Source organism: Streptomyces mirabilis (genome assembly GCF_039503195.1).
In the GTDB taxonomy this organism is placed as follows: Bacteria; Actinomycetota; Actinomycetes; order Streptomycetales; family Streptomycetaceae; genus Streptomyces; species Streptomyces mirabilis_D.
In genome coordinates, this window is record NZ_JBCJKP010000001.1 from 1,152,418 (window position 1) to 1,172,072 (window position 19,655).

The 19,655-nt window shown below is 71.6% G+C and carries 20 protein-coding genes; 9 read left to right on the plus strand and 11 right to left on the minus strand.

All coding sequences use genetic code 11. The annotated features are described in order from the left end of the window. The first annotated feature begins 2 nt into the window (after positions 1–2). Complete coding sequence (locus AAFF41_RS05775; RefSeq protein ID WP_343323603.1) at positions 3–458, plus strand: transposase family protein; 456 nt, start codon at positions 3–5, stop codon at positions 456–458. A gap of 290 nt (positions 459–748) precedes the next feature. Here AAFF41_RS05775 and AAFF41_RS05780 read toward each other — a convergent pair whose 3' ends face one another. Next, positions 749–1,585 (minus strand): COG4705 family protein, encoded by an 837-nt coding sequence (locus tag AAFF41_RS05780; protein ID WP_343323604.1) that lies wholly within the window; start codon positions 1,583–1,585, stop codon positions 749–751. 119 nt (positions 1,586–1,704) lie between these two features. On the opposite strand from AAFF41_RS05780, the gene AAFF41_RS05785 reads away from it, so the two are divergent. Beyond that, positions 1,705–1,878, plus strand: coding sequence for a hypothetical protein (locus AAFF41_RS05785; protein WP_343323605.1), 174 nt, complete (start codon positions 1,705–1,707; stop codon positions 1,876–1,878). A gap of 246 nt (positions 1,879–2,124) precedes the next feature. Here the strand turns inward: AAFF41_RS05785 and AAFF41_RS05790 are convergent, their stop codons facing one another. From AAFF41_RS05790 to AAFF41_RS05810, 4 genes are all read right to left on the minus strand, one after another. Continuing rightward, positions 2,125–2,334, minus strand: coding sequence for a hypothetical protein (locus tag AAFF41_RS05790; RefSeq protein WP_319752798.1), 210 nt, complete (start codon positions 2,332–2,334; stop codon positions 2,125–2,127). A gap of 50 nt (positions 2,335–2,384) precedes the next feature. Next, entirely contained in the window at positions 2,385–3,233 is an 849-nt protein-coding gene (locus AAFF41_RS05795) for an ABC transporter permease (protein WP_425526234.1), read from the minus strand. Between the two features lie 230 nt (positions 3,234–3,463). Next, positions 3,464–3,889 carry a polysaccharide deacetylase family protein gene (locus AAFF41_RS51490; RefSeq protein ID WP_425526109.1) on the minus strand — a complete coding sequence of 142 codons (426 nt, stop codon included), beginning with the start codon at positions 3,887–3,889 and terminating at the stop codon, positions 3,464–3,466. Positions 3,890–3,916: 27 nt separating this feature from the next. Continuing rightward, the gene (locus AAFF41_RS05810; protein WP_343326491.1) at positions 3,917–4,153 is read right to left on the minus strand and encodes a hypothetical protein; all 237 of its coding nucleotides are present in this window, start codon (positions 4,151–4,153) and stop codon (positions 3,917–3,919) included. Positions 4,154–4,242: 89 nt separating this feature from the next. On the opposite strand from AAFF41_RS05810, the gene AAFF41_RS05815 reads away from it, so the two are divergent. The 3 genes from AAFF41_RS05815 to AAFF41_RS05825 all read left to right on the plus strand — a co-directional run bounded on the left by AAFF41_RS05815 (position 4,243) and on the right by AAFF41_RS05825 (position 9,098). Beyond that, the gene (locus AAFF41_RS05815) at positions 4,243–5,559 is read left to right on the plus strand and encodes an MptA/MptB family glycosyltransferase (RefSeq protein ID WP_343323606.1); all 1,317 of its coding nucleotides are present in this window, start codon (positions 4,243–4,245) and stop codon (positions 5,557–5,559) included. 130 nt (positions 5,560–5,689) lie between these two features. Continuing rightward, positions 5,690–6,907: a hypothetical protein gene (locus AAFF41_RS05820; protein WP_343323607.1), complete on the plus strand. Its 1,218-nt coding sequence runs from the start codon at positions 5,690–5,692 to the stop codon at positions 6,905–6,907. Between the two features lie 1,021 nt (positions 6,908–7,928). After that, positions 7,929–9,098, plus strand: a complete 1,170-nt coding sequence (locus AAFF41_RS05825) for a glycoside hydrolase family 64 protein (protein ID WP_415926017.1) — start codon at positions 7,929–7,931, stop codon at positions 9,096–9,098. Between the two features lie 9 nt (positions 9,099–9,107). Here AAFF41_RS05825 and AAFF41_RS05830 read toward each other — a convergent pair whose 3' ends face one another. After that, entirely contained in the window at positions 9,108–9,773 is a 666-nt protein-coding gene (locus AAFF41_RS05830; protein WP_075026086.1) for a TetR/AcrR family transcriptional regulator, read from the minus strand. 127 nt (positions 9,774–9,900) lie between these two features. On the opposite strand from AAFF41_RS05830, the gene AAFF41_RS05835 reads away from it, so the two are divergent. Further along, positions 9,901–10,464: an NADPH-dependent FMN reductase gene (locus AAFF41_RS05835; RefSeq protein WP_343323608.1), complete on the plus strand. Its 564-nt coding sequence runs from the start codon at positions 9,901–9,903 to the stop codon at positions 10,462–10,464. Positions 10,465–10,597: 133 nt separating this feature from the next. Then, entirely contained in the window at positions 10,598–11,275 is a 678-nt protein-coding gene (locus AAFF41_RS05840) for an AIM24 family protein (RefSeq protein WP_319752983.1), read from the plus strand. A gap of 79 nt (positions 11,276–11,354) precedes the next feature. Here AAFF41_RS05840 and AAFF41_RS05845 read toward each other — a convergent pair whose 3' ends face one another. From AAFF41_RS05845 to AAFF41_RS05855, 3 genes are all read right to left on the minus strand, one after another. Next, the gene (locus AAFF41_RS05845) at positions 11,355–13,130 is read right to left on the minus strand and encodes a M4 family metallopeptidase (RefSeq protein ID WP_343323609.1); all 1,776 of its coding nucleotides are present in this window, start codon (positions 13,128–13,130) and stop codon (positions 11,355–11,357) included. Between the two features lie 201 nt (positions 13,131–13,331). Continuing rightward, positions 13,332–14,387 carry a polyprenyl synthetase family protein gene (locus tag AAFF41_RS05850; protein WP_319752981.1) on the minus strand — a complete coding sequence of 352 codons (1,056 nt, stop codon included), beginning with the start codon at positions 14,385–14,387 and terminating at the stop codon, positions 13,332–13,334. Then, positions 14,384–15,442 carry a tetratricopeptide repeat protein gene (locus tag AAFF41_RS05855; RefSeq protein WP_319752980.1) on the minus strand — a complete coding sequence of 353 codons (1,059 nt, stop codon included), beginning with the start codon at positions 15,440–15,442 and terminating at the stop codon, positions 14,384–14,386. Before AAFF41_RS05855 ends, AAFF41_RS05850 begins: the two co-directional genes overlap by 4 nt. 305 nt (positions 15,443–15,747) lie before the next feature. Here AAFF41_RS05855 and AAFF41_RS05860 point away from each other — a divergent pair, with 305 nt between their 5' ends. Continuing rightward, the gene (locus AAFF41_RS05860; protein WP_319753018.1) at positions 15,748–16,632 is read left to right on the plus strand and encodes an aminoglycoside phosphotransferase family protein; all 885 of its coding nucleotides are present in this window, start codon (positions 15,748–15,750) and stop codon (positions 16,630–16,632) included. Between the two features lie 44 nt (positions 16,633–16,676). Beyond that, positions 16,677–17,303: an alpha-ketoglutarate-dependent dioxygenase AlkB gene (locus AAFF41_RS05865; RefSeq protein ID WP_319752979.1), complete on the plus strand. Its 627-nt coding sequence runs from the start codon at positions 16,677–16,679 to the stop codon at positions 17,301–17,303. A 39-nt stretch (positions 17,304–17,342) separates the two neighbouring features. On the opposite strand, the gene AAFF41_RS05870 is transcribed toward AAFF41_RS05865, so the two are convergent. Then, entirely contained in the window at positions 17,343–17,942 is a 600-nt protein-coding gene (locus tag AAFF41_RS05870) for a TetR/AcrR family transcriptional regulator (protein ID WP_054236854.1), read from the minus strand. Then, entirely contained in the window at positions 17,939–19,384 is a 1,446-nt protein-coding gene (locus AAFF41_RS05875; RefSeq protein WP_319752978.1) for an MFS transporter, read from the minus strand. The genes AAFF41_RS05870 and AAFF41_RS05875 overlap by 4 nt, the downstream gene beginning before the upstream one ends. Positions 19,385–19,655 lie beyond the last annotated feature (271 nt).

Here is a 19,655-nt window from a genome sequence, read left to right on the forward strand (position 1 = left end):
CCGTGCCTGCCGACGCGTCATCGCCGATCCCGGTCGCCTTTGACCGACTCCCCGATCATCCCGGGGCCGTACCCGGGGAGCTCCCGGGCCTGCTGGAGCGTCTGGCCGAGGTGCCCGGCCCTCGCGACCCGCGCGGCGTAGGGCACGCGCTGGTCGTCATGCTTGCGCTGACCGCGTGCGCGGATCCGGCCGGAGCGACCTCCCTGCCGGCGGTGGGTGAGTGGATCACCGACGCCCCGCCGTCCGTCCTGGAGCGTCTCGGCGTACGGCCCGATCCGCTGTCCCCGAAGCGGTGCCTGCCGACGGAGGCGACGGTGCGTCGGTTGCCGGGCCGCACCGACGGCGACGCGTCGGACCGGGCGGTGGCCCGCCCGCGCACAGGGGCCGACGGCCGGCTGCACGCAGAGGCGGTCGACGGCAAGACCCTGCGCGGAGCGGCCAGGGCCACGGGCCGCTAGATTCATCGACTCGCCGTCTGCGACCACCTCTCCGGCCTGGTCCTGGCCCGACTCGACGGTGGCGAGGAGACCAACGAGATCACCTGTTTCCAGCCTCTGCTGGAGCCCCCCGCCGATCTGGCGGGCGTGGTCGTGACCAGCGACGCCAGGCACACCCAGCGCGAGCACGCCAGCTACCTGCTCGGCCGAGGCGCGCGGTACATCGTGATCGCGAAAGGGCCCGGGCGGGATGAACCAGTGATCGAGCGCGGCCGCAGCTGACGGCAGGAGGTATCGGACTGGCTCGTGGCTCAGGCCGCGTACCCCGACGGGTGCTCCGGTTCGGCGACATCCCCGCGGGTGACGGAGAGGTAGGTGACCAGTGCGAGGACGACCGCCAGGAACAGAGCGCTGGTCACGACGGCGCCCAGATCGAGGCCGCCATGGCTGGTGGGCTGGGAGAGGTAGTCGCCGATCGAGGCGCCCAGCGGGCGGGTCAGGATGTAGGCGATCCAGAAACTCCACACCGCGTCCAGATCCAGCGCGAAGTGCGCGATGGCCACCGCGGCGATGGCCATCGCGAAGAGCACGGCGGACAGCCAGTGGCCGAGGTCTACGCGCTCGGACACCAGGTCACCGGCTGCGGTGCCGAGTGCGAAGGTGGACAGGACCGCCAGCCAGTAGAAGGACTCACGGCTGGTGGTGTCGATGTGGTGGATGGACATGGTCCGCTCGCGCCGGTGCCAGACGGCGAACACGACCACGAGGACGATCGCGAAGACCGTGGTGCTCGCCTCCAGCGGCACTCCCATGTGGTCGGTGAGGTTGTCGCTGATCAGCGTGCCGACGACGCTGATCAGCGCCACCGCCGACCAGTACACGCCCGGCCGGTAGGCGCTGGAGCGGAACTGGACCACCAGGACGACGCCCAGCAGGCCACTCATCAGCACCGACACACCGGTCAGCCCGAGACCCGCCTTCTCGTTCAGCAGGTCCGCCGCGGTCTCGCCGACCGTCGTGCACAGCACCTTGATGATCCAGAAGTAGACGGTGACCTTGGGCACCTTGTTCGAACGCAGCCGGCCCCGCGAACCGGAGGGCTGACCGGCCTGCGGAACCACCTGACTCTCACGCGTTTCATAGGTCACGTTGTCCGACCGTGCCACCGGGCACCTGAACGCATCCTGACTGCCGGCTTACCGAGGCCCTGCTCCTGGCCGTCACCGGGCCGGCCGGAGGCATTCTCATCGGCTGGGCCCTGTCTGACATGCTGGTCAAGGTCCTCACCGGCGTCTTCGACCCCCCGCCCGCCAGCCCGGCCGTGCCCGGCGCCTGCCTCGGCCCGACAGCACTGGCCGCCCTGATCGCCGTACCGGCCGCAGCCCTGAACGGGATCCGCCGCGCCCGGCGCCCCGCCATCGAGGAACTACGCGACCTGTGAGCCGGCGCGCGACAACCGACGTGTCTACCCTGACGGCCCTGGGTACGCCCGCCGCACCCGACAACGGCCGCTTCCGAGTCCTCGTGGTCGAGGACGACGACGTCATCGGCCACCATCTCCGGACCGGCCTGCGAGGCAACGGTCACACCACCGCCGGGAGCCGCACCGGCACCGCCGCCCTCGCCGACGCAGGCCGCGCCCCCTCCGCCGTCGCCTCACCAACACCGCCGAGAGAGTCAAGGACCGTCACGGAGTGCTCGACGCCGCCGACGTACGCGCCCCGGCCGAAGACCGGAGCCGCTGCGGCCCAGCCCAGTACCCCGCCGTCGCCTTCGAGTTCGACCGGGCGGCGTCGAGCACCTCCCGGGCCGGGGCAATGGCCTCGAAAGTGGCGTTGCCCTCGTTGACGCCGAGCCGATGAGCCGCCAGGACCTGGCTGCCGCCCCCGGGCCGCATGGCCAAGTTCGTGATCGCGCTCGTAGTGACCGCGTAGGGCCGGCCGGCCTCTACTCGGATGGACGGCTCGGCGCCGGGACCCTGCGAAACCTTCTGGCCGCGCGCGGGGAACCTGCGCGAAGGTCCGGTCCCGGGCGATACAGGCGGTGCCGGGTGACGAGCTCAAGGGTCACCGCCACCGCGATGGTCTGCACAGCCATGAGCGCGATGAGGACGAACAGTTGCACCACTCCGGCCAGCACAGGGCTGGCCCCTCCGAGGAGCATGCCGACGAACGCCCCGGGGAGCGTGACCAGCCCGACCGTACGAGTCTGGTCCAGACCGGGCAGGAGAGCCTCGGAGGCCGCGGAACGTGCGATCTCCATCCGCGCGTCCCGGTCCAGGAACCCCAGCGCCATCGCGGCTTCCACCTCCCCGCGACGCTGGGACAGTTCGTCCAGGGCACGCCGTCCGGCAAGTACGGTCACGGTGAGTGCCCCACCGATGAGGATGCCCGTGATCGGAATCAGGGGGACGCCCGTCAAAGGGACGAGGCCGGTGGCGAGGAGCGCCACAACGACCGGTATCACACCCGCGGAGATCGGGGCGGCCGTCAGCCACCAGGTGTGGTTGCCGGTGAGTCTCCGCCCGGCCGTGCGCACGGCCACCGCGAACATGACCGCGAGGAACACCAGGAGCCCCAGCACTGACTTGACCGCCCAGGTGATGACCACCGAGACCAGGGCGAGTTGGAGGGCCGCGCGGAAGCCGGCGAGGAGGATCTCCCGGGCCCGGCTCTTGTACGGGTGCGGATCGAGACGGAACCGGCCCGCGACCGCTGCCGCCACCAACAGCAGAACGGCGAGCAGGACGCCGAGGGTTGGGTTGACCGGTACAAGAGATGCCGCACTCGACGTCACGATCTCCGCCTCAAGAAGCTGCCGCACGGGCCGATGGGGTGCGCGGGTCCCCAACCTGACTGGCCCCGACGGCCGACAGCGCAGTCTACGGTGCCGCAGGGCCGGGAACCTCGCGCTCGCCCGCGATCTGGTCGTCACCTTGGGCCGCCGGCTCTCCCTGACAGCCGCGCCCCCGCCGCCGCGCCCCGGCCGGCCCCGCCGCCCGCGTGAGCGGCGATGAACATGACACCCTACGCCGGGCGGAAGAGCGTCGGCCGGGTGTCGGTGATGTCGGCGACCGTGCCGCGGGCGCCCCGGCGGCCCGTGGTCACCGTCGCCACCGCCTGCGCGATGTGGGCGTGCGCCGTCGGCACCGGGGTCGCGTCGTCATAGGGCGCGCGCGGGCCGCGCAGCAGCAGCGGCCGGTGCTGCCGGCCGTGGACGCCGATCTCGTGGCCCGCCGCAGTGACCGCGGACCTCGACGGCGGCAGCCCTGTCCTGCTCCACGACTCGGACCGCACCTCGGCCCCCGGCGCCTGGCGCTCGGCGCGCTCCCCCGCATCCTCGACACCTGCACGGAGCGAGGCTACGAGGTCGGCCCGCTCAGCGACCACGGACAGCCGCTGCCGGACACGAGCCGCGGGAATCCCCTGCGGCCACCTACGGTCTACAGCCATGTAGACGATGGGCTCTGCGGTAGTCGTTCATTCCTGTGCGCTCACCGACGTCAGGGCATGACCGCTCGCCGGATGCACCAGGCGCAGGAGTCCGACCCGGACCCCGACGCCGTGCTCGCCCGGTTCGTTGACAGGCTGCCCGCCACGGACGAAGAGGTGCTGCGGCACCCACTGGGCCATCTGCCGGAGGAGCGGCGATGCGAGGGCGGCCGTGGTGCTCGACAGCGGCGAGGGCATCCACCAGTTCGCGGGCAAGATCGTCATGACAGCCCTTGCCGCGAACTGACGCAACGCCCCGGAGAGTGACTTTGACGACCAACCACAATGGGTGGACTTTGCGTCTCGCGGCCCCGATGCGGAGACTCCCCCCGCGGAAGCCGATGGTCGTCGACCGGCCGACACCGCGCCCGGCGGCGTGGATGGCCGGGGCCGGGATCGCACTGTTCGCCCTGGTCGGCGCGAGCGCGCCCAACCACAACACGCTCAGGGCACCGATCCCCTGGCTCCGGCTGCCTGCCATGGCCGGCACCGTCTCCCAGACGGCCACGATCGCGGCCATCGTGCTGTCGTGCTGGGGCACGCTGGGCATGCTCAAGGCCCATGAGCGGGGCTGGAGACCCGATGCCCGGATCCTGTTCCGGCTCGGCGCCATGACCGCGCTCGTCGTCGCCAACCTCACCCCGGTCGGCTCCTCCGACACGGCCAGCTACGCCGCGTACGGCCGTATCGCCGCGCTCGGCGGTGACCCCTACGTGACGACTCCCGCCCGGCTGGGCGGCGCGTACGCCCACCTGGTGAGCGAGGCGTGGCGGAACACACCTTCCGTGTACGGACCGCTGGCGACGTGGTGGCAGGGCGCCGCGGCATTCATCGGCCAGGAGCGGCCGTGGCTGACCATTTGGGCGCTGATGCTCGCGAACGCCACCGTCTTCGTGGGTACCGGGTACCTGTTGTTGCGGACCGCCGACGATCCGGTCCGTGCGGGCCTGGTGTGGAGCGTCAATCCGCTGCTGATCGGTGTGCTGGTCGAGGGTGGGCACCTGGACACCCTCGTCGCGGGCCTGGCCGTCTGCGCGGTTCACCTCGCCCGCAGGACGACCCGGTGGCACCACGACCTGATCGTGGGAGGGCTGGTCGGCCTTGCCTGCGGTGTGAAGATCAGTGCCTGCCTGTTCGGCGTCGGGCTGGCCTGGCCGCTGCTGCGTTCGGGCCGCTGGCGACCGGCCACCCGGCAGGCATGCGCGGCCGCGCTGACCCTGGCCGCGCTCTACGGAGCCTACGGCGCGCACGCACTGGTGCCGCTCTCCGCGGCCTCCCGACTGGTCTCCGCACCCTCCTTGTGGGCGGTCTTCGACCAGTGCGCCACCGCGGTCCTGGGCCCTGGCTCGACCGCGGCGATCGTCAGCGTGCTGTGGCCGGTGGTGATGCTCGCGCTGGCGTGGGCGCTACGCCGCCGCGCCGCTCCGGACGCCCCCTCCGTCATCGCCCTGCCGTTCGCGCTGGCCTTCGCCTGGGTCCTCGCGGCACCGTGGTCGATGCCGTGGTACACGGCTCTCGCCTGGGCCCTGACGGCCCTGTTCAGCCAGGGCCGCCCGACCCAGTACCTCACCGTGGCCACCGCCGTCCTGGCCCTGTCCCACAACAGCGGCGGCCACGGCTGGACATGGTGAGAGACCACGCCGGGCCGGCCGCAGAGGTGTTTCAGGCGCTCTGTACCTGAATCTCATGGTTGTCCAGGAACCTGGGAGCGGTCAGGAGACTCTTTCCAGGCAGGGGGTCGACCACCAGAGAGGCATGAGGATGGCTGATCAGAGCAGCCGCCCCGCGCGGAGCGGAGCCGCCTGGCACTGGTGGTTCCTCGGACTCTGGGCGACAGTCTGGTTCCTGGCGGACCTGCACGGCGGCGGCTACTCGTGGCACTACTTCGCGAACGGCAGCACTTTGCTGTTCTCCGGCTCCGAGGCGTCGCCGGCGGGGGGCCTTCACCTCTATGCGAACTACCCGAACCTGCAGATAGGACCACTGGCCTTTCTCTGCGCCCGGGTTCTGGGGAACCTCGGCGGGGTCGTCGCCGCCCAGCTGACGATGATGAGCGTCGGCCTTCTGGTGCTGCGGCTGGTCGAGCAGTCGGCACTGGCCCGGCAGCCGGATCTGCGGTCGCGCCCGCAGGCCCTGCGGATGACCGTCGTGGCCGCCGGTGCGGTGTTCCTGATCGTCTGGGCATCGCTGGCGGTGCACTACAGCCACCTCGACGACGTGCTGGCGCTGCTCTTCGCGGCACTGGCGATCCGGGCGGTCCTCGCTGACGTCCCGGCACTGGCGGGACTGTGCCTGGGCCTGGCCGTGGACGCCAAGCCGTGGGCTCTGGTCTTCCTGCCACTGGGTCTCGCCGTGGCCCGCGACCGACGACGGCATGTCGCGTTCTACGCCGTCGCCGTCGTGCTGCTGGCCTGGCTGCCCTTCGTCGTCGCCGACCCCGCGACGCTGGGCGCGACCCAGTACCACATCGTCAACGAGCCGTCCTCGGCGCTGCGCGCGCTCGGGGTGTCGGCGGCGGGGACGCCGTCGTGGGACCGGCCGGCGCAACTCGTGCTCGGCTGCGCGCTGGGGGCGGCCGCGCTCCTCCGGGGGCGCTGGGTGGCGGTGCCGCTGCTCGGCATCGGCGCGCGACTCCTGCTGGACCCCGGCGTCTACGACTACTACTCGGCGGGATTCCTGCTCGGCGCCTTGGTCTGGGAGGCCCTGGGGCTGCGTCGGCCCGTGCCCGTCTGGTCGCTGGTCTCCTTCGGCGCGCTGTACCTCGCCCCGAGGCTGACCAACGACGCGCAGGTCCTGGGCGAACTCCGACTCTGGCTGGTTCTCGCGGTGATCCTCAGCGTCCTGCTGGCTCCAGGGGACTGGTGCGTCGCGTCGAAACCGAACGAGGGGGCCGTCGGCGCCCTCCGACTGCCTCCCCGAGACCCGTGGGTCGCCCACTCGGTCGGCGCGGAAGCGGGCAGGTGGTCCGTAGATCACTGAACGTGACTGACGCGAGCCCGGGCACAGGCTCCGTAACGACCGCGTCGTTGACAGGGAAAGTCTCGCTGGTGAGGTGACGGGGCGACCGGCGGCATCGGGGCAGCCGCCGCGGAAACGCACGCGAAGTGCGGCACGCCCGTACTGGTGGCGAGCCGGGGCCGAGGGCGCGGCGGGGCCGTCGTCCAGGCCGTCCGGCAACACGGTGGCACGGCGGACTTCGTGGTTGCCGACCTGCTGGACGCCGACTCGGTGCGACGCCTCGGCTCCCTTACTGTCTGGTGGCGGTACTCGCGACCACCTGGTGGCGGTACTCGCGCCGGCGATGGCCGAGCGGGGCAGCGGGGCGGTCATCAGCACCATGGCGGCCGCGCTCGGCGTCTCGGAGATGGCACGGCACGGCGCGAGCGAGGTGGCCGTGAACCTACTGACCAAAGCTGCCGAAATACGGCCCGCGCGGGATCCGGGTCAACGCCGTGCAGCAGACCGAGCAGACGCAGGGCGGGGCGGACACGGTGTGACCCGCTCCCCTGCCGTCCCAGGTGGCGCCTCGTGCTCCGGGTCGGACGCCGGCGGCCGGTCGTAGGCGGTCAATAGGCCCGCTCACCCCGCATAGAGCCGCAAAGCGGCCGTCACCAGTGCGAGTTCCTTGAGGCTTCTCTGGGATTTCCGGCCCTTCCGGCCGTCTCCGATGCCCTGCCGGGAACGCCCGATGCAGTTCGCGACGAGAGCCGCGCGGTCGTCGAGGAGCACCTCAGCCGCACTCCCACGGGCATTCGTGACCGCTTCCGCCGACCACCCGTCGGATCCGCCGTGGACATCACCATGTGCCGCCGCCCCAGGCCAAGTTAGACCAGACCAACCCTGTCCGAATCGTTGACATGTACGGCACCCGGCGCAATTCTGAGAGCGCTCTCAACGAGAACCGGACGGCTCCACTCCGCCGGAATCCACCTCGTTGGAATCCCCCCACTCAAGGAGAGAGCGAGTGCCCAGAAGGCTCAGGAGTCTCACACGGCATGCCCTGGCGGTGGCTGCGGCCACCGCCACCACGGCGCTTCTCACGTTCGGCGCCCCCTCCGAAGCGAACGCGGCCGTCCCGGCGACGATCCCACTCAAGTTCACCAACAACTCCGGCCGCAGCGAACCCGTGTACATCTACGACCTCGGAACACTCCTCTCGACGGGGCAGCAGGGCTGGGCCGACGCGAACGGCACGTTCCACGCCTGGCCCACCGGCGGCAATCCGCCGACGCCCGCGCCCGACGCCTCGATCGCGGGACCGGCCAACGGCCAGTCGATGACGATCCGGATGCCCAAGTTCTCCGGCCGGATCTACTTCTCCTACGGCCAGAAGCTCGACTTCCGCCTGACCACCGGCGGCCTGGTGCAGCCGGCCGTGCAGAACCCGAGCGACCCCAACCACAACATCCTCTTCAACTGGTCCGAGTACACGCTCAACGACTCCGGGCTGTGGATCAACAGCACCCAGGTCGACATGTTCTCGGCTCCGTACGCTGTCGGGGTCCAGCTCGCCGACGGGAGCACCAAGAACACCGGCCACCTCAAGACGGGCGGCTACACCGGGTTCTTCAACGCCCTGCGCGGTCAGCCCGGCGGGTGGGCCAATCTGATCCAGACCCGGTCCGACGGCACCGTCCTGCGAGCGCTGGCTCCCGGCCACGGCATCGAGGCGGGCGCGCTGCCGGGCACCGTCATGGACGACTACGTCAACCGCGTGTGGCAGAAGTACAGTTCGTCGACGCTGACGGTGACACCGTTCACCGATCAGCCGAACACGAAGTACTTCGGGCGGGTCTCCGGTGACGTCATGAACTTCACCAACAGCGCCGGAGCCGTCGTCACCAGCTTCCAGAAGCCCGACTCGGACAGCATCTTCGGTTGCTACAAGCGACTGGACGCTCCCAACGACCTGGTACGCGGCCCCATTTCACGGACCCTGTGCGCGGGCTTCAACCGGTCGACCCTTCTCACCAACCCCAACCAGCCGGACACGAGCTCGGCGAACTTCTACCAGGACACGGTGACCAACCAGTACGCCCGCAAGATCCACGCGCAGATGGCCGACGGCAAGGCCTACGCGTTCGCCTTCGACGACGTGGGCACCTACGAGTCCCTCGTCCACGACGGCAACCCCCAGCAGGCGTACGTCACGCTGGACCCGTTCAACTGACCCGAAGGGCTAGGGCCTGTCCGGCACCGGGCAGGTGGTCCGCTTCACGAGGTCGTGCCACCCGGACTCCAGGCGTTCGAGCGGCATCCCGCACTGTCGCGTCAGGTGGTGGATCAGGGCGGGTTCCAGGTAGCCCATGAGGGTCTGGGCGAGGAGAACGCTGTCCGCGCCGGGCACGGCCTCGCGCAGCAGCATGACGACGTGGGTGAAGCGGACCCGGTACGGGGCGGAGCTGAAACGGCGGGAGGCGTCCGGCTCGGCGGCGATGTACAGGTCGAGCCGGTCGTGGATCTCGCGCAGGACCCGGCAGCCGAAGGCGTGCAGGCGGTCCGCCGGGGCCGCGCCGGGGCCGAGAGGTGGCGGGCCGCTGAGGAAGGCGGCCTGGAACTGCTGCTCGGTGTGGTCGAGCAGGGCCATCAGCAGGCCGGTGCGGTCACCGAAGCGCCGGAAGACGGTTCCCTTGCCCACCGAGGCCGCGGCGGCGACGGCCTCCATCGTCACATTGGCGACCCCGTGCTCCTCCACCAGCCGGGTGGCGGCCTCCAGCAGCCGGGCGCGGTTGCGCGCGGCATCGGCGCGGAGCTGCGGCGCGGCGGGGCCGACGGTCAGCTCCAGCGGGACCGGGGCTCCCGAGGGTTCCTGCCCCCTCGGGAAGGGCGGAAGTGGGGTGGACATGAACACAGCGTAACGGCAGAAGGGGCCAACTGGACCCTGGTCCGCTTAGGTGCTACAACATTAAACAGACCAGCAAGCGGACCTCGGTCCGCTTTATTGCCGCAATGTTTCGTCCCCGGGAGTTCCCATGTCCGTACGCATCCTCGCGCTCGTCGGCAGCCTTCGCGCCGGCTCCCACAACCGCCAGCTCGCGGAGGCGGCCATCAAGCTCGCTCCCGAGGGCGCGGAGATCGAGCTGTTCGAGGGGCTCGCCGAGGTCCCCTTCTACAACGAGGACCTCGACGTCGAGGGCAAGGTCCCGGTCGCCGCCACCGCCCTGCGTGAGGCCGCGGGCCGTGCCGACGCCTTCCTGCTCTTCTCGCCGGAGTACAACGGCACGATCACGGCCGTCCTGAAGAACGCCATCGACTGGCTGTCGCGTCCGTACGGCGCCAGCGCCTTCACCGGCAAGCCCGCCGCCGTGGTCGGCACCGCGTTCGGTCAGTTCGGTGGCGTCTGGGCGCAGGACGAGGCCCGCAAGGCCCTGGGCATCGCGGGTGCCGCCGTCCTGGAGGACCTCAAGCTCTCCGTTCCCGGCTCCGTGACCCGCTTCGCCGAGACCCACCCGGTCGACGACGCCGAGGTCGCCGCCCAGCTCACCGAGGTCGTCGCCCGCCTGCACAGCCAGGTCGGCGTCGCCAGCGCCTCCTGACGACTCCCCCAGGGCCGGTCCGGTTCCACCGGACCGGCCCTTCGCGCGTTCCCGGCAGCCGCCGACCGCCCCCAACCGTCCCCGGATGTCGGCGATCTTGGCGGAACCAAACCCTCCGGGCCAAGATGCCCGCATGAAGGGTGATCTCTTTTCCAGTGACCACATGGTGCAGCCCGCCGTCACGCCGGGCATGACCATCCAGAACGCCAAGTCGATCAAGTACGCCGTCAACGGCGACATGCTCGCGCGCCAGGGGGCGATGATCGCCTACCGGGGGAATCTGCAGTTCGAGCGCAAGGGCCAGGGCGTGGGCGGCATGCTCAAGCGGGCGGTCACCGGTGAGGGACTCCCGCTGATGACGGTGCGCGGGCAGGGCGAGGCCTGGTTCGCGCACGAGGCGCAGAACTGTTTCATCATCGGCATCGAGCCGGGCGACCTGTTCACCGTGAACGGGCGCAACGTCCTGTGCTTCGACTCCACGCTGTCGTACGAGATAAAGACCGTGAAGGGCGCGGGCGTCACCGGCGGCGGCATCTTCAACAGCGTCTTCAGCGGTCACGGCAGTCTGGGGCTGATCTGCGAGGGCAACCCGCTGGTGATACCCGTCTCGCCGCAGCAGCCGGTGTACGTCGACACGGACGCGGTCGTCGGCTGGACCGCGCGGCTCCACACCTCGCTGCACCGCTCGCAGTCGATCGGTTCGATGATCCGCGGCGGCTCGGGCGAGGCCGTGCAGCTGAAGCTGGAGGGGGACGGACTGGTCGTCGTACGGCCGAGTGAGGCGACTCCGCAGAAGGCACAGCAGCACTGACGCCGAGGTGAAACGGCGAAAGGGACCCCGCCAAGTGGCGGGGCCCCTTCTTCTCGTGCCGTCCTTCTCGTGCCGTCCGTCAGCGGCCGACGGCCGGGGTGTTGGCGGTGGTCACATTGACGGCGGCCCACGCCGCGTCCACCGCCTGGTACTCGGCGCTGGTCGCCCCGTACATGTCGGCGGCGGCCTCGAGGGTCGCGGTCCGCGCGTCGTGGAAGTCGGTCGTGGAGACCATGTAGCGGGTCAGCGCGCGGTAGAAGATCGCGGTCGCCTTGGCGCGACCGATGCCGGTCACCCGCGAGCCGTCGTACGTCGGCGAGTCGTAGGTCACCCCGCCGATCGTCTTGCGGCCACTGCCCTCGGCGAGCAGGTAGTACGCGTGCGAGGAGACGCCGGAGCCGGCGTGCACCTCGGTGTCGTACGCCGCGGGCGACCAGTAGTCGATGGTGCCCTCCAGCTTGTCCAGGGAGGGGTGGTCGAGGCGGCGCAGGAACTTCTGGGCGAGGCCCAGCTTCTCGCCCATGAGGTAGTTGGGCGGGTTCTTCGGGTTGTTGGCGGAGAACTCGACGTTGGACCCGAAGATGTCGGCGAGGGACTCGTTGAGCGCGCCCGGCTCGCCGTACTGGTTGCCGCGCGCGTCCACCCGGGTGGGTTCGAGGGCGGCGGTGGCGTCGACGACGCCGTGGGTCAGCTCGTGGCCGGTGACGTCCAGGACGACCAGCGGCTTCTTGAACATGGCGCCGTCACCGTCGCCGTAGAGCATGCAGCCGCACGTCGAGTCCCAGAAGGCGTTGCCGACCTTGCGGCCGAAGTGGACCATCGCGCGGGCGCCGGTGCTGTTGTTCTTGATGCCCTTGCGGCCGAAGGTCTTCTTGTAGAAGTCCAGCGTCTGGGTGATGCCGTACTGGGCGTCGACCGCGGTGGTGGTCCGGTTGGCGGTGGTGCCCGTGCCCCACTTGTTGGTGGTGCTGGTGAACTTCGTGCCGCGCGAGAAGGCCTCCAGTTCCGCGCCCTTGGCGTCCCGGGTCTCGGTGTTCCACCGGGTGGGGTCCTTGAGGAGGTAGCTGGTGCGCGCGGTCCGGGTCGTGGTCAGCGTCACCTTGCCGGCGAAGAGCGAGGCGCCGCTGCCGGTGGCCTTGACCGGGTAGCGGGCGGCCGCCGTCGCGCCGAGGAGGCCGGCCGGCTGGGTGGCCACGCCCGTCACCGGGCTCGCCGTCTCGCCCTTCTCGCGCAGCGTCTTCTCCAGGTGCGGCGAGATGAACTCGTCGTTGTCGGGGGTGTTGCTGCGGATCCGGCCGCTCTGCGCGTCCACGACGACCGTGCGGGAGCCACCGGCCTCGGTGGTGTCGCTGTCGGTCACGCGCACCTGGTAGGCGAGGGCGGCGGCGCCGTCGCGGGCGTCGACGACGAGTTCGGCGCTGCCCGCGTCGCCCTGGGCGACCGCGGCGGCCTTCTGTTCGGCCTGCTGGGGCGTCAGCTTCGCCTCGGTCGTGGCCGGCTTGACGGCGTGGTCGGCGGCCCGGGTCACGCCCAGGTAGGCGGACTGCCTGCCGAGGTGGACGACGAGGTCGCCGCCGAGCACCGGGAGCCCTTGGTGGCTGCGGACGAAGCGGACGTGCTGCTTGCCGTCCGGGTCCGTCATGACGTCCGTGGCCCGCAGGGTGTCACCCGGGCCGACACCGGTGGCCGGGGCGTGGGCGAACGCGGCGGCCCGGGCGGCATCCACCGGCGAGGAGGCCGAAGTCGCGGCGCGGGCGGGCGAGTCGGGCGCCGCGAAGGCGGGGGCCATCGGAAGCGTGGCCGCCGTCGTCACCGCGACGGCGATCGCCACACGGCGTATGTGGGGTCTACGCACTGAGTTCCTTCGAACAGGGGCGGCCGGCGTCGCCAACCGCCCTGAGGCACGGCGCCGTTGAACGCCGTGGAGGCTGTCGGGCCCTCCCGACAGATGCGACGGGAGGGGCGGTGGTTGCCCGATGAGGTCCACCAACCCGCACATGTGATCGAGGTCGCAACGCCTCCGGCCCACAGAGGGGAAGCCGGAGGCGCGCAGGTGTCAGATCGTGCGGTGGGCGAGGGAGGAAAGGAGCGTCCGCAGTTCCGCGGCGGGACGTGGGGCCAGGGAGGCTCCCGCCAGCAGGGTGTCCGCCGCGGTGAGATGCCGGCGTGCCGCGCTCAGAGCCGCCGTGCGACCACCGGCGCGCTCGACCAGGGTCGCCGCCCGGCGTACGGCGCCGTCGTCGAGGACGGCGGTGGAGGCGAGGAGTTCGGCGAGCGGGGAGCGGTCCGGCGCGGCCAGGGCGGCGAGAACGGGGAGGGTCTTCTTCCCGTGCCGAAGATCACCGTGCACCGGCTTCCCGGTGACGGCCGGATCGCCCCAGATGCCGAGCAGGTCGTCGGCGATCTGGAAGGCCACCCCGAGATGCCGTCCCGCGCGGTCGAGGGCGGCGGCGGTCTCCTGCGGCGCGCCCGCCAGCCCGGCACCGAGGGCCAGCGCGCAGCCGAGCAGGGCACCGGTCTTGTGCTCCGCCATCGCCTCGTACTCCCCCGTGCTCACCGCGTCGGGGCCGGTCCACGGGCGGTGGGCGAACAGCAGGTCGTCGGCCTGACCCCGGACCAGGTCGCGCGAGGCCCTCGTCAACCGCCGCACGGCCGCCGCGGCGTGGGAGGTCGCGGGCGCCGCGGTGAGGGTCTCGACGGCCAGGGCGAAGAGCGCGTCGCCCGTGAGGACGGCGGGGCCGGTGCCGTACGCCTTCCACACGGCGGGACGGCCGCGGCGCAGCGCGTCGCCGTCCATGATGTCGTCGTGCAGGAGCGAGAAGGTGTGCAGCAGTTCCACCGCCACCGCGCCCGGCACGCCCGCCTCGGCGGAACCGCCGGCCGCCTCGGCCCCGAGTACGGCGAGTGCCTGTCGTACGCCCTTGCCCTGGCGGTGGGTCGTGGGGGCTCCGCCGACCTCGCAGCGGCCCAGCGCGTAGCCGGCCATCTCCGCCACCCAGGGGTGCAGTCCGTCGACCGCCTCCGCGAGGGCCGGGGCGACCAGTTCGCGGCAGCGCGCCAGGATCTCCGGGGCGGCGGGCGGCGCCGTCAGGACCGTACGGGGAGAGGTCATCGGGCGGCCTCCGGGTCCGCGCCCTGCGGCGGGGTGAGGCCGAGTTCCGTCCGCGCCCGTTCGACCATCTCCTGGGCGTGTCGCAGCCCGATTCCCTCCAGCACGCGCGCCAGTTCGGTGAGTTCGGCGGCAGTCTCGGCGTGGTCACGGCCGAGCCTGGCCAGGGACTTGACCAGTCCGAGCCGGGACAGCGCCCGGCCGCGCGGCTCGCTCATCGCCTCGAACTCCGCCAGTGCCTGCGTGTAGAGGTCCCGGGCCCGCTCATAACGCCCGGCCCGGTAGAGGACGTTGCCGCGCATCTTGTGGTTGTAGGCGAGTGCCCCGGACAGGTTCATCGCCCGGCAGGACACCTCCGCCTCACTCAGCAGTGCCAGCGCGCGGTCCGGGTCCCGGTCACGTACGGAGACGATGTCCGCGAGGCCGCGCAAGGCCCAGGCGTGGCCGCGCCGGTCCTCGGCGCGCGCGGCGATCTCGGCCGCTTCCTCGAACAGGACGTACGCGGTGTCGTAGGCGCCGGTGTTGCGGTGTATCTGCGCGATGCCCTCCAGGGCCCACACCGTGTGGCGGGCCTCGCCGCGCTTGCGGGCCTCGGCCAGCAGTTGTTCGTGCAGGGCGGTCACGGCGGAGTAGTCGCCCTGGATGCGGCCGGTCTCCGCCATGCCCGCCAGGGAGTAGCCGCGTACGACGACATCCCCGGACTGTTCGCCGAGTTCGGCGGCCAGTCGCAGCAGCCGCCAGGCCAGCGGGAACGCCCCGCGCTGGCGGGCCAGGGTGCCGCCGCTCCACAGCGCCCACGCCATCGCGCCGGTGTCCCGGGCCTCGCGGGCGGTGCGGTAGCTCGCCTTCCACGCCCGGTCGGCGTCGGCCACCTGCCCGAGCCTGCGGTGCGCCTCGGCGACCGCCAGGCCCGACCGGGCCGCCTCGGCACGGGCGCCCACGCGCTCGGCGGCGCGCAGCTGCTCGGTACCCGCCGCCAGGACATCGGTCAGCGAGGAGTTCACGGACAGGGTGGTCAAAGCGCCCTGGTACTCGGGGGCGAAGGCCTTGCCGTACATGGATCCCTTTCGATCGGCTGACTTTCGCGGACCGGCGGCACCCGACGACTCGACTCCGCACGTCTCGTATACACGCCGTATATACATGCGTTGTATACACGGAGCGTATAGAGTGCTGGATTTCCACTCGGGAATCCCTGCCGTCTCGCGGTCGTCGCGCCGCCCATCCGTTGTCGATCAAGACGGCGACGGCGTGCGCCAGGTTGCCTGTCGCGAAAAAGAAGCGCGAACCTCCTTCACCCCAGGCATAGTTGGGCCGCGTGTCAGACAAAGAACCAGAAGGGCAAACGATCCCCGAGGGCCCGATGCGTCCCGGCGAGTTCCCGATCGACGCCTCGCTCGTGCGACGGCTGCTGGCCGCGCAGTTCCCACGGTGGGCCGAGCTACCCCTGAAGCGCTTCCCGTCGGCGGGTACCGTCAACGCCCTGTACCGGCTCGGCGACGACCTGGCCGTACGCCTCCCCCGGATCGAGGGGGGCGCCGAGGACGTGGGCAGGGAGGCGCACTGGGTGCCGCGGCTCGCCCCGCTGCTCCCGGCCGCCGTCCCCGAGATCCTCGCCACCGGCACACCCGGCGAGGGCTTCCCGTGGCCCTGGATGGTGCAGCGCTGGCTCGACGGCGAACCCCCGCGCGCCGACGGCCTCACCGATCCGCTGCCCCTGGCCGCCGACCTCGGCGCCTTCGTGGCAGCGCTGCGCCGGGTCCGGCTGCCCGACGGGCCGACCGCCTACCGGGGTGTGCCCCTGTCCACCGCCGACGCCATGACGCGCGCCGCGCTCGACGAGCTGCGCGGCACGATCGACACCTCCGCCGCCACCGCCGCCTGGGAGGCGGCGCTCGCCGCGCCCGCGTGGACCGGTCCGCCCACATGGGTCCACTCCGACCTGATGCCCGGCAATCTGCTCACCCGCGGGGGCCGGCTCGACGCCGTGCTGGACTTCGGCACCGTCGGCGTCGGCGACCCGGCCTGCGACCTCATCCCGGCCTGGAACCTGCTCCCCGCCGAGGCGCGGGACACCTTCCGGCGGGCGGCGGGCGCCGACGCCGCCGCCTGGGCGCGGGGGCGCGGCTGGGCCCTGTCCATGGCGCTCATCCAGCTCCCGTACTACCGCGTCACCAATCCGGTGATCGCCGCCAACGCCGAGCACGTCATCCACGCGGTCCTCACGGAGTCCGACGCCAGACCCTGAGACATCAATGGAACGTATATTCGAATACGGAGTACGCTGGAGGCATGTCCACGCACCTCCAGGGCTCGCTGTTCGACCAGACCGACGAGCTCCACCTCAGTCAGTTGAACGCGATGCGCCGGACGGTCCTGGGCGACGGGGCCTGGATCGACCTGTTGCCCGGATGGCTCAGCGGCGCCGACGCCCTGTTCGCACGGCTCGTCGACGAGGTGCCGTGGCGGGCGGAGCGGCGGCAGATGTACGAGCACGTCGTGGACGTACCGAGGCTGCTCGCGTCCTACCGGGCGGGCGACGCGCTGCCGCACCCGATCCTCGACGAGGCGCGACAGGCGCTGTCCGCGCACTACGCCCGCGAGCTGGGCGAACCGTTCACCACCGCGGGCCTGTGCTACTACCGGGACGGCCGCGACAGCGTGGCCTGGCACGGGGACCGGATCGGGCGGGGCGCACGGGAGGACACCATGGTCGCGATCCTCTCCGTGGGCGCTCCGCGCGACCTGTTGCTGCGCCCGCGCCGCGGCGGGGAGACCGTACGGCGCCCCCTCGGACACGGCGACCTGATCGTGATGGGCGGCTCCTGCCAGCGCACCTGGGAGCACGCCATTCCCAAGACGGCGCGGGCGGCGGGGCCGCGGATCAGCGTCCAGTTCCGCCCGGACGGCGTGAACTGAGACGGGGGCCGCTGTTCCGGTCCGGCGGCGTCCTTCGCCTCACGGCGTCAGGAGTGCCTGGACCGTGGGGCCGTACCGGTCGACGATGTCCTCGATCGCGGTCGCGCGCAGCCGGGTGCCGCGTGCGATCCCGTACATCGCGCCGAGCCCGAGCAGTGTGCCGACGGCGAGTTCGGCGCGCAGGTCCGCGTCGGGGCCGCTCAGCCGCAGGGCGAGGCGGTCGCTGACCTGGGTGCGGAAGTTGGCGCGCATGACGTCGCCCTGGTCGCCCTGGCGCGGGGCGAAGATGATCCGCAGGACGGGGTCGGCCCCGCGCTCGGTCTGGCCGACGAGCACCTGGCGGACCATGTGGGGGCCCAGTTGGTCCAGGGGCGCGTCCAGGAGGGCGGCGGCATCCGTCTCGAAGGACATCACGCGCCCGAAGAGCGCGTCCTTGTTCCCGAAGTACTTGAGGATCAGCGGAGCGCTCACCCCCGCGCGGTCGGCGATCGCCTTGAGCGTGATGTCCGCGTGGGCGTGCCGGGCCATCAGATGACGGGCCGCGCGCAGGATGGCCGCCTTCGTGGCCTCGGCGTCGCGGCGCGGTGGGGCGATCGGGCTCGCGCTGAGGCCGGGGGGCGGAGTGGACACGGTGCTCAGGCTCCTTCGAATGCCTCGTCCCGAGGTGCGTCCGAACTGCCGGAGGCCCGTCGGGTGTCACGGAGAGCGGGGTCGGCGGGTATGACGAGGGCGGCGACGCAGGCCACCAGTGCGACCGTACCCGCCATGGCGAAGGCCAGCAGATAGCCGTGCAGCGTGGGGATCGGGGCGCCGCCGACGAGGCTGGTGTGGTGGACCAGGATGGCGGCGACGGCGGCACTGCTCACGGCCTGGCCGACGGTGCGCATCAGTACGTTGACGCCGTTCGCGGACGCGGTCTGCCCCGCGGGCACCGCGCGCAGGATGAGGGTGGGCAGCGCCGAGTAGGAGAACGCCGTTCCCATCGCGCAGACCGCGGAACCCAGCAGGATCACCAGCAGGCTGTGGCTGTTGATGATGCGTATGCCGTAGCCGGCGGCGATGACCAGGGTGCCGAGGGCCAGCGTCACCCGGGCACCGCGGGCCGCCGAGATACGTGCCGAGACCGGCGAGAGCAACAGCATGATCACCCCGCCGGGCAGCATGACCAGGCCCGTCGCCACGATGGACAGCTCGAGGCCGTAGCCGGTCGCCTTGGGCGCCTGCACCAGCTGCGCCGTCACCAGGGAGTTGGCGTAGAAGGCGAAGCCCGTCAGAAGCGCCGCGACATGGGGCAGGGCGACGCGGGGGCTGGTCGCCAGTTTCAGGTCGACCAGAGGGCGCGCGGCGCGCAGTTGCTGCGCCCACCACAGGCCGAGGACGCAGACGCTCCCGACGAACAGGCCGAGGATCCGGGGGCTGCTCCAGCCCCACTGGCCGCCCTGTGACACCCCCAGCAGCAGACAGGAGAGCCCCAGGGCCAGGCCCAGCGCGCCGGTCATGTCGAAGCGGCCCGGCTCGCGGACGGGCGACTCGCGCACCGCCCACCAGGCCAGCGCCGTCCCGAGGGCGCCGACCGCGGTCGTCCCCCAGAACATGACGTGCCAGCTGGCGTACTGAACCACCATCGCGGCGATCGGGAGGCCGAGCGCGGCGCCGATCCCGACGGTGGAGCTCATCAGCGCCACCGCGGAACCCGTGCGCTCGGGCGGCAGTTCGTCCCGCAGGAGGCTGATCGACAACGGTACGACGGCGGCCGCGGCCCCTTGCAGGGCTCGGGCCGCGATGAGTATGCGGATGTCGGACGTGAGGGCGCACATGAGCGAGCCGACCGTCATCATCCCGAGGGCGATCAGCAGCACCTTCTTCTTGCCGTACATGTCGCCGGCGCGGCCGAGTACGGGGTTGAGCACCGCTCCGGTCAGCAGCGTCGCCGTCACCATCCAGGACACGGCGCCCGCCGACGCGCCCGTCAGCCGCGGCAGGTCGGGCAGCAGCGGCACCACCACCACCTGCATGACGGCCATGAGGCTCCCGCCGAGCGCGAGGACCGGGACCGTCAGTCGGTCACGCAGTGCCACCATGAACTCTCCAGAAGTCGGCGCGAAGAAGGTGGGGTGAATAGCAATTCACCATAGCTGGTGAATTGCTATTCACCCAAGGGGCGCCCTCCTTTCGGGCGGCGCTCCGCACCGGCAGCGGCGCCGTTCGCGTGGCTCCAGGTGCGTGCTCCCGCACAGCGAGTGGGTCGCGGACGGCGCGTGCGGACTCGGGATCGGCCTCAACTGATCACGGAGAGCAGCGGACAGGTGCGACCCCCGTGGTTCGCGCCAGCTTGCGGGCGTGAGCCGCGCC

Excerpts from the sequence above, each read along its gene's own strand:
- AAFF41_RS05860 (WP_319753018.1), top strand. The coding sequence starts at position 15,748 with ATGCGTCCCGGCGAGTTCCCGATCGACGCCTCGCTCGTGCGACGGCTG.
- AAFF41_RS05855 (WP_319752980.1), bottom strand. The coding sequence starts at position 15,442 with ATGTACGGCAAGGCCTTCGCCCCCGAGTACCAGGGCGCTTTGACCACC.
- AAFF41_RS05815 (WP_343323606.1), top strand. The coding sequence starts at position 4,243 with ATGCGGAGACTCCCCCCGCGGAAGCCGATGGTCGTCGACCGGCCGACA.
- AAFF41_RS05840 (WP_319752983.1), top strand. The coding sequence starts at position 10,598 with ATGAAGGGTGATCTCTTTTCCAGTGACCACATGGTGCAGCCCGCCGTC.
- AAFF41_RS05865 (WP_319752979.1), top strand. The coding sequence starts at position 16,677 with ATGTCCACGCACCTCCAGGGCTCGCTGTTCGACCAGACCGACGAGCTC.
- AAFF41_RS05820 (WP_343323607.1), top strand. The coding sequence starts at position 5,690 with ATGGCTGATCAGAGCAGCCGCCCCGCGCGGAGCGGAGCCGCCTGGCAC.
- AAFF41_RS51490 (WP_425526109.1), bottom strand. The coding sequence starts at position 3,889 with ATGGCTGTAGACCGTAGGTGGCCGCAGGGGATTCCCGCGGCTCGTGTC.
- AAFF41_RS05835 (WP_343323608.1), top strand. The coding sequence starts at position 9,901 with ATGTCCGTACGCATCCTCGCGCTCGTCGGCAGCCTTCGCGCCGGCTCC.
- AAFF41_RS05830 (WP_075026086.1), bottom strand. The coding sequence starts at position 9,773 with ATGTCCACCCCACTTCCGCCCTTCCCGAGGGGGCAGGAACCCTCGGGA.
- AAFF41_RS05850 (WP_319752981.1), bottom strand. The coding sequence starts at position 14,387 with ATGACCTCTCCCCGTACGGTCCTGACGGCGCCGCCCGCCGCCCCGGAG.
- AAFF41_RS05810 (WP_343326491.1), bottom strand. The coding sequence starts at position 4,153 with ATGACGATCTTGCCCGCGAACTGGTGGATGCCCTCGCCGCTGTCGAGC.
- AAFF41_RS05785 (WP_343323605.1), top strand. The coding sequence starts at position 1,705 with ATGCTGGTCAAGGTCCTCACCGGCGTCTTCGACCCCCCGCCCGCCAGC.
- AAFF41_RS05790 (WP_319752798.1), bottom strand. The coding sequence starts at position 2,334 with ATGCGGCCCGGGGGCGGCAGCCAGGTCCTGGCGGCTCATCGGCTCGGC.
- AAFF41_RS05875 (WP_319752978.1), bottom strand. The coding sequence starts at position 19,384 with ATGGTGGCACTGCGTGACCGACTGACGGTCCCGGTCCTCGCGCTCGGC.